This window comes from Kitasatospora aureofaciens (assembly GCF_019192735.1).
Classification (GTDB): Bacteria; Actinomycetota; Actinomycetes; order Streptomycetales; family Streptomycetaceae; genus Kitasatospora; species Kitasatospora aureofaciens_A.
On record NZ_JAHTKP010000009.1, the window covers coordinates 52,694 to 65,221 of the forward strand.

Annotated in this window: 12 protein-coding genes; 8 read left to right on the forward strand and 4 right to left on the reverse strand. The window is 74.2% G+C overall.

The window, feature by feature from the left end:
* Positions 1 to 263 precede the first annotated feature (263 nt).
* The 7 genes from KV557_RS12150 (at position 264) to KV557_RS12180 (ending at position 7,968) form a co-directional block, all read left to right on the forward strand.
* Entirely contained in the window at positions 264 to 1,292 is a 1,029-nt protein-coding gene (locus tag KV557_RS12150; protein ID WP_218199865.1) for a substrate-binding domain-containing protein, read from the forward strand.
* A 68-nt stretch (positions 1,293 to 1,360) separates the two neighbouring features.
* On the forward strand, positions 1,361 to 2,350 hold the full coding sequence (locus KV557_RS12155; protein ID WP_256177311.1) for an ABC transporter permease: 990 nt from the start codon (positions 1,361 to 1,363) through the stop codon (positions 2,348 to 2,350).
* A complete protein-coding gene (locus KV557_RS12160) occupies positions 2,347 to 3,237 on the forward strand; it encodes an ATP-binding cassette domain-containing protein (RefSeq protein WP_256177290.1) in 891 nt (296 codons plus the stop codon). Before KV557_RS12155 ends, KV557_RS12160 begins: the two co-directional genes overlap by 4 nt.
* Positions 3,234 to 4,340: an ROK family glucokinase gene (locus KV557_RS12165; RefSeq protein WP_218199867.1), complete on the forward strand. Its 1,107-nt coding sequence runs from the start codon at positions 3,234 to 3,236 to the stop codon at positions 4,338 to 4,340. The genes KV557_RS12160 and KV557_RS12165 overlap by 4 nt, the downstream gene beginning before the upstream one ends.
* 163 nt (positions 4,341 to 4,503) lie before the next feature.
* The gene (gene ggt, locus KV557_RS12170) at positions 4,504 to 6,291 is read left to right on the forward strand and encodes a gamma-glutamyltransferase (RefSeq protein ID WP_218199868.1); all 1,788 of its coding nucleotides are present in this window, start codon (positions 4,504 to 4,506) and stop codon (positions 6,289 to 6,291) included.
* Positions 6,292 to 6,423: 132 nt separating this feature from the next.
* The gene (locus KV557_RS12175) at positions 6,424 to 7,227 is read left to right on the forward strand and encodes an exodeoxyribonuclease III (protein ID WP_218199869.1); all 804 of its coding nucleotides are present in this window, start codon (positions 6,424 to 6,426) and stop codon (positions 7,225 to 7,227) included.
* A 153-nt stretch (positions 7,228 to 7,380) separates the two neighbouring features.
* Positions 7,381 to 7,968 carry a hypothetical protein gene (locus KV557_RS12180; RefSeq protein WP_218199870.1) on the forward strand — a complete coding sequence of 196 codons (588 nt, stop codon included), beginning with the start codon at positions 7,381 to 7,383 and terminating at the stop codon, positions 7,966 to 7,968.
* A 105-nt stretch (positions 7,969 to 8,073) separates the two neighbouring features.
* Here the strand turns inward: KV557_RS12180 and KV557_RS12185 are convergent, their stop codons facing one another.
* Positions 8,074 to 8,784 carry a lysoplasmalogenase gene (locus tag KV557_RS12185; protein ID WP_256177291.1) on the reverse strand — a complete coding sequence of 237 codons (711 nt, stop codon included), beginning with the start codon at positions 8,782 to 8,784 and terminating at the stop codon, positions 8,074 to 8,076.
* Positions 8,785 to 9,027: 243 nt separating this feature from the next.
* Here KV557_RS12185 and KV557_RS12190 point away from each other — a divergent pair, with 243 nt between their 5' ends.
* Positions 9,028 to 10,749 carry a DUF2398 family protein gene (locus tag KV557_RS12190; protein ID WP_218199871.1) on the forward strand — a complete coding sequence of 574 codons (1,722 nt, stop codon included), beginning with the start codon at positions 9,028 to 9,030 and terminating at the stop codon, positions 10,747 to 10,749.
* A 77-nt stretch (positions 10,750 to 10,826) separates the two neighbouring features.
* Here the strand turns inward: KV557_RS12190 and KV557_RS12195 are convergent, their stop codons facing one another.
* The 3 genes from KV557_RS12195 to KV557_RS12205 form a co-directional block, all read right to left on the reverse strand.
* Positions 10,827 to 11,006, reverse strand: a complete 180-nt coding sequence (locus KV557_RS12195) for a hypothetical protein (RefSeq protein ID WP_218199872.1) — start codon at positions 11,004 to 11,006, stop codon at positions 10,827 to 10,829.
* A 170-nt stretch (positions 11,007 to 11,176) separates the two neighbouring features.
* Positions 11,177 to 11,548, reverse strand: coding sequence for a MerR family transcriptional regulator (locus KV557_RS12200; RefSeq protein WP_218199873.1), 372 nt, complete (start codon positions 11,546 to 11,548; stop codon positions 11,177 to 11,179).
* 47 nt (positions 11,549 to 11,595) lie between these two features.
* Positions 11,596 to 12,378 carry an alpha/beta fold hydrolase gene (locus tag KV557_RS12205; protein ID WP_218199874.1) on the reverse strand — a complete coding sequence of 261 codons (783 nt, stop codon included), beginning with the start codon at positions 12,376 to 12,378 and terminating at the stop codon, positions 11,596 to 11,598.
* Positions 12,379 to 12,528: the final 150 nt, after the last annotated feature.

The window sequence follows — 12,528 nt, forward strand, 5'->3', positions numbered from 1 at the left end:
CGCGCACTCCAATGGCATTGGACGGCAATGAACCGGCGATCGGTTGCCGTCCGAATCTGTGCGGAACCTGAGAGGAACATCACGTTTCCGTGCTGTTCCGCTTTCGGGTCGGCGCCTAGTGTGCCACCCGGACGGCCGTCATCCGGACGGGGTGTCCAGCGAACGTTCAGGAAGGTCCCCCGAGGCACCTTACCGTCCGCGCCGCCCCCGCCGCCGGGCGAGGCGGTGCAAGTCCGCGCCACCCGTGCAGAGAGAATCATGGGATGAGCACAACCCGCTTTCGCCCGTCCCGCCGGTTCCGGCCCGCCCTCGCTGCCCTGGCGATGGTGGTCGCCGTGGCCGGCTGCAGCAGTACCGGAGGCAGACGCGCCGAGGAGGCCCGCGCCAAGGCCGCGGCCGCCGGCGGCCGCGCCGTCACCACTCCGCGCTGGAAGGTCGCGATGGTGACCCACGCCGGCGCCGGCGACGCCTTCTGGGACGGCGTGCGCAAGGGCGCCGAGCAGGCCGCCGCCAAGGACAACATCACCTTCCTGTACTCCAACGACGCGCAGACCCAGAACCAGGTCCAGCTCGTCCAGGCCGCCATCGACCAGAAGGTCGACGGCCTGCTGGTCACCCTCGCCAAGGGCGACGCCATGGCCGATGTCCTCGGCAAGGCCAAGGCCGCCGGCATCCCCGTGATCACGATCAACTCCGGCCAGGAGTACTCCGCCAAGTTCGGCGCGCTCACCCACATCGGCCAGGACGAGACCACCGCCGGCCAGGCGGCCGGGACCGAACTGGCGAACCGCGGCCGCAAGAACGTGCTCTGCGTCATCCACGAGCAGGGCAACGTCGGCCAGGAGCAGCGCTGCTCCGGCGCCCAGGCTGGCTCCGGACTGGCCGGCGGCGCCTTCCAGGTGGTCTACGTGGACGGCGTCAACATGCCCGACGCCCGGGCCGCGATCTCCGCCAAGCTCCAAGCCGACCCGGCCATCGACACCGTGCTCACCCTCTCCGGCCCGATGGCGGCCACCGGGCTCCAGGCCGTCCAGGACGCCCACCGCGCGATCGAGCTCGACACCTTCGACCTGGGACCGCAGGTGGTCGCCGGGCTGAAGTCCGGCAGCGTCGGCTTCGCCGTCGACCAGCAGCCCTACCTCCAGGGCTACGAGGGCGTCGACCTGCTCTGGCTCCACCGCTCCAACCTCGACATGCTCGGCGGCGGCAAGCCGGTGGCGACCGGTCCGCAGATCCTCACCAAGGACAACGCCGACGCCCTCGCCGAGTACGTCGCGAGGGGGACCAGGTGAGCACCCCCGACCTCCTCGCCCAGGACGCCCTCGTCCAGGACGCCCTCGTCCAGGACCGGCCGGCCGCCCTGCGCCGGCTCCTGGCCCGGCCCGAACTCGGCGCCCTGATCGCGGCCGCCGTCGTCTTCCTGGTCTTCGCGGCCGTCGCCGAACCCTTCCTGCGGGTCTCCTCGCTGGGCACCGTGCTCTACGCCGCGTCCACCATCGGGATCATGGCCGTGCCGGTCTCGCTGCTGATGATCGGCGGCGAGTTCGACCTGTCGGCCGGGGTGCTGGTCACCACCGCCGCGCTGACCTCGTCGATGGTCTCCTACCAGTTCACCGCGGTGACCTGGGTCGGCGTCGTCGTCTCGCTCGCCGTCACGTTGGCGGTCGGCTGGTTCAACGGCTGGATGCTCGGCCGCACCAGGCTGCCCAGCTTCATCGTCACCCTCGGCACCTTCCTGATGCTGACCGGCGCCAACCTCGGCGTCACCAAGCTCGTTTCGGGCACCGTCTCCACCAAGCCGATCTCGGACATGCAGGGATTCGCCTCCTGCCGCTGGCTGTTCGCCTCGGAGGTCACCGTCGGCGGGCTGACCATCAAGGCCACCGTCTGGTGGTGGCTCGGCCTGCTCGCCGTCGGCACCTGGGTGCTGCTGCGCACCCGCTTCGGCAACTGGATCTTCGCCGTCGGCGGCGACGCGGCGGCGGCGCGGGCCGTCGGCGTCCCGGTCGCGCGGACGAAGACCGCGCTCTACCTCGGCGTGGGCTTCGGCGCCTGGGTGCTCGGCCAGCACCTGCTGTTCTCCTTCGACACCGTGCAGTCCGGCGAGGGCGTCGGCAACGAGCTGATCTACATCGTCGCGGCCGTCATCGGCGGCTGCCTGATCACCGGCGGCTACGGCTCGGTGGTCGGTTCCGCGCTCGGCGCGCTGATCTTCGGCATGGCCAGCAAGGGGATCATCTACGCCCAGTGGAACCCGGACTGGTTCAAGTTCTTCCTCGGCGCGATGCTGCTGCTCGCCGCCCTGCTGAACGCCTTCGTCAAGCGCCGGGCCGAGCGGGGGCCGCGATGAACAACGACGCGATGAACAACGACGCGATGAACAACGAACTGCTCGCCCTAGAGGGCGTCGGCAAGAGCTACGGCACCGTCCGTGCCCTGCAGGACGTCTCGCTGACCCTGCGGGCCGGTGAGATCAGCTGCGTGCTGGGCGACAACGGTGCCGGCAAGTCGACGCTGATCAAGATCATCTCCGGGCTGCACCACCACGACGAGGGCAGCTACACCGTCGGCGGCGAGGAGGTCCGGTTCGACTCCCCGCGCCAGGCCCTCGACCGCGGCATCGCCACCGTCTACCAGGACCTCGCCGTCGTCCCGTTGATGCCGGTCTGGCGGAACTTCTTCCTCGGCTCCGAGCAGGGCCACCGCCGCTGGGGCGGGCTGCGCCTGGACGCCGACGCCATGCGCGCCACCACCCGCGAGGCGCTCGCCCGGATGGGCATCGACCTGCACGACGTCGACCGGCCGATCGGCACCCTCTCCGGCGGCCAGCGCCAGTGCGTGGCGATCGCCCGGGCCGTCCACTTCGGCGCCAGGGTGCTCATCCTGGACGAGCCCACCGCCGCGCTCGGCGTCAAGCAGTCCGGCGTGGTGCTCAAGTACGTCACCGCCGCCCGCGACGCCGGGCTCGGGGTCGTCCTGATCACCCACAACCCGCACCACGCGTACCTGGTCGGCGACCACTTCACCCTGCTCAAGCGGGGCCGGATGGCCGGCAGCCACCCGCGCGACGAGATCGGCCTGGAACAGCTCACCACCGAGATGGCCGGCGGCTCCGACCTCGCCGAACTCTCGCACGAGCTCGCCCGGCCGGCCGTCACCGGTCCGGCCGTCACCGGTCCGGCCGTCACCGGACCGACCACCACCGCCGAACCCCGTGAGGAGCGTCCGCAGCCGTGACCAGCCCCCAAGGCAGCACCCGGCCGGCCGTCCTGCCCACCTTGCTCGGCCTCGGCCCGCGCGCCGAGCGCCGCCGCCGCGCCCTGCCCGCCGGGATACTGCGGCTGCCCACCATCGGTGTCGACATCGGCGGCACCAAGGTCGTCGCCGGCGTCGTCGACGGCGAGGGCAAGGTGCTGGAGAAGCTGCGCACCGACACTCCTCACAAGAGCAAGAGCGCCCAGGTCGTCGAGGACGTCATCGTCGAGCTGGTGCTGGAGCTGGCCGACCGGCACGACGTCCACGCCGTCGGCGTCGGCGCGGCCGGCTGGGTGGACGCCGAGCGGTCCAAGGTGCTCTTCGCCCCCCACCTCAACTGGCGCAACGAGCCGCTCCAGCAGGCGCTCAGCGAGCGGCTGCGGTTCCCGGTGATCGTCGAGAACGACGCCAACGCCGCCGCCTGGGCCGAGTGGCGCTTCGGCGCCGGGCGCGGCGAGGACCACATGGTGATGCTCACCCTCGGCACCGGCATCGGCGGCGCCGTCGTCCGCGACGGCTACGTCGACCGCGGCAAGTACGGCCTGGCGGGCGAGTTCGGGCACATGCAGGTGGTGCCCGGCGGCCACCGCTGCCCGTGCGGCAACCGCGGCTGCTGGGAGCAGTACTCCTCGGGCAACGCGCTGGTGCGCGACGCCCGCGAGCTCGTCGCCGAGGAGTCGCCGGTGGTGCAGCCGCTGCTCGCCCGGGCCGGCGGCACCGTCGAGGGCATCACCGGCCCGCTGGTCACCGACGCCGCCCGGGCCGGCGACCCGACCGCCACCGAGCTGCTGTACGAGGTCGGCACCTGGCTCGGCGTCGGCATCGCCAACCTGGCCGCCGCGCTCGACCCCGGCCGCTTCGTGATCGGCGGCGGTGTCTCGGAGGCCGGCGACCTGCTGCTCGGCCCGGCCCGGGACACCTTCCGCCGCACCCTCACCGGCCGCGGCTTCCGCCCCGAGGCCACCATCGTGCACGCCGCCCTGGGCAACGAGGCCGGCCTGGTCGGCGCCGCCGACCTGGCCCGGCAGGTGGCCCGGCGGTTCCGCACGATCAAGCGCCGCCGGGTGGAGCGCAGCGCGCTGTAACGCCGGTCGGGACAGGGGTGGTTCCGGCCGCGGAGCCACCCCTTCGGCGATCTCCCCGAAGGGTTCCGTCGGGTCAACTACCGGTTGGTAGCCGTGCGATGTGGTTGTCGGGATCATGCCTCCTGTGAAAGAACGGAGTTGACGTCGACTCAGGAGGACTCGGATGAGAGCTCTGCCCCGTCTCGCGCCACCGCTGCTGCTCGTCACAGCCCTGATCTGGTCCTCCGCCGGGCCGGCCGGGGCGGCGGCCCCGCCGCCCAAGGTGCCCGAGGCGGTGGGCTGGGGCGGGGCGGTGTCCACCGTCTCCGCCGACGCCACCGCCGCCGGGATCGAGGTGCTCCGCGCGGGCGGGAACGCGGTGGACGCGGCCGTCGCCGCCGCGGCCGCCCTGGGCGTCACCGAGCCGTACTCCTCCGGCATCGGCGGCGGCGGGTACTTCGTCTACTACGACCACGCCACCGGCCGGGTCCACACCATCGACGGCCGGGAGAAGGCCGGCCGGACCGCCGACGCCGGGCTCTTCCTGGAGAACGGCAAGCCGCTCGCCTTCCCCGACGCCGTCACCAGCGGCCTGTCCGTCGGCGTCCCCGGCACCGCGGCCACCTGGGACGCCGCCCTCCGCGAGTGGGGCAGCCGCTCGCTCGCCGAGAACCTCGCCCCCGCCGAGCGGATCGCCGACGACGGCTTCGTCGTCAACGCCACCTTCCGCGGCATGACCCGGGACAACTACAGCCGCTTCAAGGACTTCCCCGACACCGCCAAGCTCTTCCTGCCCGGCGGCAAGCTCCCCGAGGCCGGCTCGCTCCTGCGCAACCCCGACCTCGCCGCCACCTACCGGCAACTCGGCAAGGACGGCATCAAGGCCTTCTACCAGGGCGACATCGGCCGGGACGTCGTCAACACCCTCCAGCGCCCGCCGGTCGACCCCGCCTCCGGCCGCACCGCCCGCCCCGGCAAGGTCGACACCGCCGACCTCGCCGCCTACCAGGTCCGCCCGCAGGCCCCCACCCACGTGGCCTACCGCGACTACGACGTCTACTCGATCGCCCCGTCCAGCTCCGGCGGCACGACCGTCGGCGAGGCGCTCGGCATCCTGGAGGACGGGGACCTCGGCGACTACAGCAGCACGCAGTACTACCACCACTTCCTGGAGGCCTCCCGGATCGCCTTCGCCGACCGCAACCGCTGGGTCGGCGACCCGCACTACTCCGACGTCCCCACCCGCGAGCTGCTCTCGCCCCGCTACGCCGCCTCCCGGGCCTGCCTGATCAGCCCCGACCGCGCCCTCACCAGCCCGCTCGCCCCCGGCGACCCGCGCCACCCGGCGGACTGCGCCGACACCGGCCAGGCCGTCCCGGAGTCCTACGAGGGCCAGAACACCACCCACCTCACCGTGGCCGACCGCTGGGGCAACGTCGTCGCCTACACCCTGTCCATCGAGCAGACCGGCGGCAGCGGAATCACCGTCCCCGGCCGCGGCTTCCTGCTCAACAACGAACTGACCGACTTCGACTTCGCCCCGCTCGCCGCCGGCGTGCCCGACCCCAACCTGCCCGGGCCCGGCAAGCGCCCGCGCTCCTCGATGTCGCCGACCATCGTGCTGCGCGACGGGGAGCCGCTGCTCGCGACCGGCAGCCCCGGCGGCGCGACCATCATCACCACCACCCTGCAGGTGCTGCTCGGCCGCCTCGACCGCGGGCTGAGCCTGGAGCAGGCGATCGCCGCGCCGCGCGCCAGCCAGCGCAACACGGCCGCCACCCAGGCCGAGCCGGGCTTCCTCGCGCTGCCCGAGCGGTCGGCGCTGGAGGGGCTGGGGCACAGCTTCAGCAGCGTCGACGAGATCGGCGCCGCGACCGGCGTCGAACGGCTGCCGGACGGGCGCTGGGTGGCCGCCGCCGAACCCGTCCGCCGGGGCGGCGGCGCGGCCGCGGTGGTCCGGCCCTCGGACTGAGACGGCTCTCTCGCGGCGGGCTCTGTCGGTCCTCGGCGGTAGATTCGGGGTGGGCATCCCTGGCGGGTGCCCACCCCTCGTCCGCCACTTGTCCGAACCCCTCGTCCGAACCACCCGGGAAGGCCGCCCGCCGTGACCGTCCGCATCGCCACCTGGAACATCAACTCCGTCACCGCGCGGCTGCCCAAGCTCCTGGAGTGGCTGGAGAGCGCCAAGCCCGACGTGCTCTGCCTCCAGGAGCTCAAGTGCGCGGCCGACGCCTTCCCGTACGAGGAGGTCCGCGCGCTCGGCTACGAGACGGCCGCCCACGGCACCGGCCGCTGGAACGGCGTCGCGATCGTCTCCCGGCTCGGCCTCGACGACGTCGTCCGCGACCTGCCCGGCCAGCCCGGCTTCCTCGCCGACGACGCGATGTTGCCCGTCGTCGAGCCCCGGGCCATCGCCGCCACCTGCGGCCCGGTCCGGGTCTGGTCCGTCTACGTGCCCAACGGCCGCGAGGTCGGCCACGCCCACTACCGCTACAAGCTGGAGTGGCTGGAGGCGCTGCGCAAGGCCTCCGCCGAGGACGCCGCCGGCCCACGCCCGTACGCCGTCCTCGGGGACTTCAACATCGCCCCCACCGACGAGGACGTCTACGACGTCGCCGCCTTCGAGGGCCTCACCCACGTCACCCCGCTGGAACGGGCCGCGCTGGACGCCCTCGGCGAGGTGGGCCTGCACGACGTGGTGCCCCGCCCGCTCAAGTACGACCACCCGTACACCTATTGGGACTACCGCCAGCTGGCCTTCCCGAAGAACCGGGGCATGCGGATCGACCTCACCTACGCCAACAAGCCCTTCGCCGACGCCGTCACCGACAGCTACGTCGACCGCGAGGCCCGCAAGGGCAAGGGCACGTCCGACCACGCCCCGGTCGTGGTGGACCTCGACCTGTGAGTCACGGTGCGTGACGGGCCGTAACTCGAACGGTCCTGAGCGGTGGCCGGGCGCGGGGGCCGTGCTTACCGTCGGTGAGAGACCGGGCGCAGTGGTTCGACCACGTGGACGTCGGAGTCCCCGGCTGCGCCCGAGAATCCCGGAGGTTCCGGTATGCGCCCCATGCGTACGGCCGCCGCCGCCCTGATCGGCGCGACGGTGCTGACCGGCCTGACAGCCCCCCTCGCGATTGCCAGGGACGGCGCGGCCTCGGTCAGCCCGTCCCACGCCGAAGCGGGCCAGACCGTGAAGGTCACGGTCTCCTGCGAGAAGTCGGACAAGCCCGAGGCCAAGACCATCACCGCCCACTCCGCCGCCTTCGAGGGCGGCCCGGCCACTCTCACCCTGGGCTCGGACGGCAAGCACACCGGCTCCGCCCGCCTGGCCGGCCAGCATGCCGGGGACAGCAAGGTCGACGGCACCTGCCCCGATGGCGGTGCCTTCTCCACCTCGGTCACGGTCACCACCGTCGCGGTCTCCACCCCGGACAAGGGCCTCGGCGACTGGGGCAAGGCGGCGGGGGAGTGGGCCGGCTCGCTCGGCCAGTCCGGTGCCGAGAGCTATCAGGTCGCCCCGCACGGTGCCGTCCACACCGGCCTCGGCGGCTCGGTCGCGGCCAACCCGGGGGAGCTGGCCGGCGGCCTCGCGCTCGTCGCGGGCGGCGTCGGCGGGTTCTGGCTGCTGCGGCGGCGTGGTGCCTGATGGGCCTTCGCGCCACCGCTTCGCGTGCGTGTCCTCCGCGCCGCCGGGCCGACCAGGGCCGGCGGCGCGGACGTGTGGCCGGGTGGGTGCCCGGCGGACGTGTGGTCAGGCCCGCTGCTGCTCGGCTTCCAGGGTGCCGCTGGCCAGCAGGTACTGGGCCAGGATGTACGTCGCCATGATCCAGAACTGATGCCCCGGCAGCTCCCGCCACTTCGCCAGCTGGGTGGCGATCAGCGTGTCCGAGAGCAGGAACAGCGCCCCGCCCAGGCCCGTCCGCCAGCCCAGCCCGGCCGAGGTGACGGCGGTGGAGGCGAGCAGCAGGCTGTACCCCGCCACCGGCACCTGGAGGTCCCCGAGGTCCGGCCAGAGCTGCCCGATCATTCCCGCCCAGGCCGTTGCGTACGCCGCCGCCACGACCAGGGCGCGCTTGCGGTCGGTGAGCGCGCCGCGTCGGACGAACATCGTCACGTAACACACGTGCGCCGCCGCGAAGGAGCCCATCCCGGCCAGGAACGCGGTGTCGTTCTTCAGCTGCAGCAGCACGTCCCCGCCCGCGCTCAGCAGCAGCGCCGGCGCCAGCAGCTTCGGCGCCTCCCGCTCCGCCGTCGCCGCGGCCGTGACGCTGTGGGCGGCCAGCAGCGGCATCAGGGCGGGCTTGGTGGCGTGCCGGAGCGCCGAGGTGCCGGACAGGATCGCGCCCAGATGAGCCGCCGAGGCGGCCGCGAAGCCGCCCAGCAGACCGGTGGCCGAGCGCAGGCCGCCGGCCGGGCGCAGGCGCGCGCCGAGGACGGCACGGGTGGTCGTACGGATGCTCATCGGGCGGCTGACCTCCGGGGGCGAGGGGGGATGGCTGTGAGCCTGCCGTCGCACCCTAGGCGACCGGTCCGCGCGGCGGAAGGCGGGGTTACCCGTGCGTAACCCCGGCGGCGCCCGGCCGATGACGGCCCGGCGGCGCGCCCGGGGCCGTCGGCGCGCTACCGGAGGACGGCCGGTTACTTGGCCGGGAGGCCCGGTTGCTGCCACCGGGGGACGCGGCCACCGTCTAGTCTGGTTCCCGACATGGAGCAGCAGGAGTACGCGACCGGCACCACCCGGGTGGCCGCCGGCAGGCCGGACGGGCGCACGGGCGGGGCGGGGCGGGGGACCCCCGACGCCGTCCTCGCCGTACCCGTCGTGGCGTCCGTACCCGCTGCCGCCACCCGGTCTGACGGACCGCAGGAGCAGGCGGCCGCCGTTCTGTCGGGCCTCCCGGCCCTTTCGCCCGACCCGGGCCTGCTCCGGCTCGCCCACTGGTTCGCCGCCGCCGCCCCCGGCACCGCCGACGACCTCTGCACCGCCTCCTTCGGCCTTTACCCGGCCCGCCACTTCGGCATTCCCGCCGACGCCGCCGCCGACGCCGACGTCAGCTGGTGGCACGGCCCCACCGCCCACGCCGGCGCCGTCCGGCGCTCCCGCGAGGCCCGCCCCGCCCGCGGCCCGCGCCGCGCCCGCCGGGACGCCGCCGCGCTGCCCGTCGTCCGCTCAGGCGCCAAGCCGGGCACGTCCGGCAAGCACCGCAAGCCCGAGCGGACCCGGCCGGTGGCCGGCGCGCAGGATCGTTCCGCCCAGGAGCAGCCGGGCACCGACCACGTCCCCGTCGACCGGCTCACCGCCGAACGCCGCATCGCCGCCCGGCTGTTGCTCGCGCATCCCCTGGTCACCGCCTCCGGCCCGCACGCCGACGGCTTCCCGCTGATCCGCCGTCACCGCGACTGGCTCACCGAGCGCTTCGACACCCTGCTCGGCTACCGCCTCGTCGTCGGCCCCTGGCACGCCCGGCTCTGCAAGGCCGGCCTCGGCCCCGGCGCCGCCCGCCGCCTCGAACACCCCGGCACCGGCGCCCCGTTCACCCCCGCCGGCTACGCCCAGCTCGCCCTCGCGCTCGCCCTGCTCGTCGACGCCCCCGAGCAACTCCCGTACCGGCGGCTGCTCGACGCCATGCACGCGGCCGCTCCCGACCTGGCCGCCGCGCCCGCCGAACGCGCCATGGCCCTCGCCGCGCTCGCCGACTGGCAGGTGCTCGGTGACCTCCCGGCGGACCCGGCCGACGCGTCCTCCATGCTCACCGTCGACCGCGAACTCGCCCGCGCCGTCCCGGCCGGACCCCCAGCCCTCGCCGACGACGCCACCGACCTGATCCGCCGCGCCGCCGACGCCGAACCCGCCACCGCCGTCCGCCGCCTCCTCGCCGAGACCCCCGCCGTCCTCGCCGCCGACCTCCCCGAGGACCAGCGCGCCTGGCTCCGCGAACACCGGATCGGCGGGCCGGCGGCGCTCGCCGATTTCCTGGGCCTGGAAGCCGAGTTGAGGGCGGAGGGGGTCGCCCTGCTGGACCCGGCGGACGAACTGACGGACCTCGCCCTGCCGGGCGCGGGCACGTTGCCGCAGGCGGCCATGCTGCTGGTCGAGCGGCTGGTCGAGGAGGTCCGCCCGCTCCCGGGTGAGCCCACCGAGGGTGATGTGCCGATCCCCGACGCGCTGATAGACGGCGTCCTCGGCGACATCGCCGACGAGTACGGCCTCCCGGCCGGCTGGGACTACCTCGCCGACCGCACCGCCCTGCGCCGCGACGCCCTCGACCTGCTCCACCGCCTCGGCCTGGTCACCCCGGCCCCCCGCGCAACCCGCCCGCCGTCCTGGCTCCTCCGCCCCCCGGCCGCCCGCTACGCCCCCGCCCCCAACCTCCTCCCCGCCCCGGGCACCGGCCGCCACTCTCGCCCGGCGGAGCAACAGCGCGCCTGAGGGGCGTCGTTCTTGCCGCCGACATGCGAAAGCACCGCGTCCGGAGGCTGGACGGCGGTGCTGGTGGGGCGGATGAGCTACTTGCCGGCGGTGGCGGTGGCCACGGTGTTGTTCTGGACGGTTTCCACGGTGGCGCCGACGCCGAAGGTGCCCAGGGCGATGGAGGCGAGGACGGCGGCGCAGGCGAGGAGACGGCGGTGGCGCTGGGGGAGCGGGAAGCGCGGTTCCTGGTAGGGCGCCGGAGGGTGGGCGTTCATGTCACGGAGGGTGGCAGGGCGGAATGAACGATCGGTACGCACGGGTGAAGTCCGGACGGGGGTTGGGCGTCGGTTGGGACGGGGACGCCCCATCCCGGGCGGGGCGGGGCGTCGTGCCTGGTCAGGGGGGTCACGCGGATGGTGTCCGGGTGTCCGGGCGTCCGGCGCTGTCAGGCCGCGTACTCGTGCGTGGGGGCATGGGCGGTGGCGAGGTAGCGGGCAAGGGCCTGGCGGCTGCGGGTCAGCTCGTCGATGCGGGTGTCGAGATCGGCGAGTTCGCCGCGCAGGGTGGCGAGCAGGGTAGGGCAGGCCTCCAGGGCGGGGAGCGGACCGGTGGCGCAGGGGAGGATCTCGGCGATGACCCGGGTGGACAGGCCCGCCGCCAGCAGGCTGCGGATCTGCCGGACCCGGACGGTGTCGGCCTCCGCGTACTCGCGGTAGCCGCCGGCCGAGCGGGCCGGGTTGAGCAGGCCCTGCTCCTCGTAGTAACGGAGCAGGCGGGTGGACACCCCGGTCAGGCGGGAGACTTCTCCGATGCGCATGACCGGGCGAACGTCCTGCCGTGTGCGGGTGTTCCCTGTCTACTTTCCTATGCGTCCAGTTCCTTGACGAACTGCAGGACGATGTCCCGCAGTTCGGGCAGCCGCTCGACCATCGGCAGGTGGCCGGACGGGAGTTCGGCGAGGCGGGCGCTGGGGATGCCGTCGGCCAGGGAGCGGTGCTGGGAGGGCGGCACGAGCTGGTCCTCGGTGGTGCTGACGACCAGGGCGGGCACCGTGATCCCGGCGAGCTCGGCGCGGACGTCCACCTCGGCGGCGAGCCGGAACTGCTGGCGGAAGGCCTGCGGGACGGGGGAGTTGAGCGCCTCCTGGAGGACGGCGAGCTCGCCGGCCCGGAGCGCGTCGACCCACGTCCCGCCGAACACCATGGTGAGCATCAGCCGGGCGAGGTCGGCCGGACGGTCGGCCAGGTCGATGGCGAGCCCGGCGAGCAGCCGAAGCCGCGCCGAGCCGCCGGCCACGCCCGCGAGCAGCAGCAGGGAGCGGACCCGCTCGGGGTGGCGGGTCGCGGCCCGGACGGCGACGGCGGCGCCGAGCGAGTACCCGGCCAGGTCGAAGGTGTCCAGTCCCTCCTCGACGGCGGTCGCGACCAGCCGGTCGGCGAGTTCGTCGAGGGTGGGCTCGCCCGGCTCGTACGGGGTGTCGCCGGAGCCGGGGTAGTCGGGGGCGACGACCGTGCGGTGGGCGGCGAGGTCGGGCAGCAGCGGGCCCCAGTTGTCCCGGGCGCTGCCGCCCGCGCCGTGGGCGAGCAGCAGGCCGGGGCCGGAGCCGCGGACGATCCGGGCGAGCGGGGGCACGGGGGTGGACGGCATGGCGGGTGCTCCTGTACGTCGGTGCGGTTTTCGGCCGTTCGTACGGTAGGAGTTCACACCGGTGTGAAGGTCAAGCCGGGTCTCGGCAGACAGGCTGGCGCGCCGCCCGTCCCGGGCCTAGGCTCCGGAAGCGTGACCGGGGCACGCCGC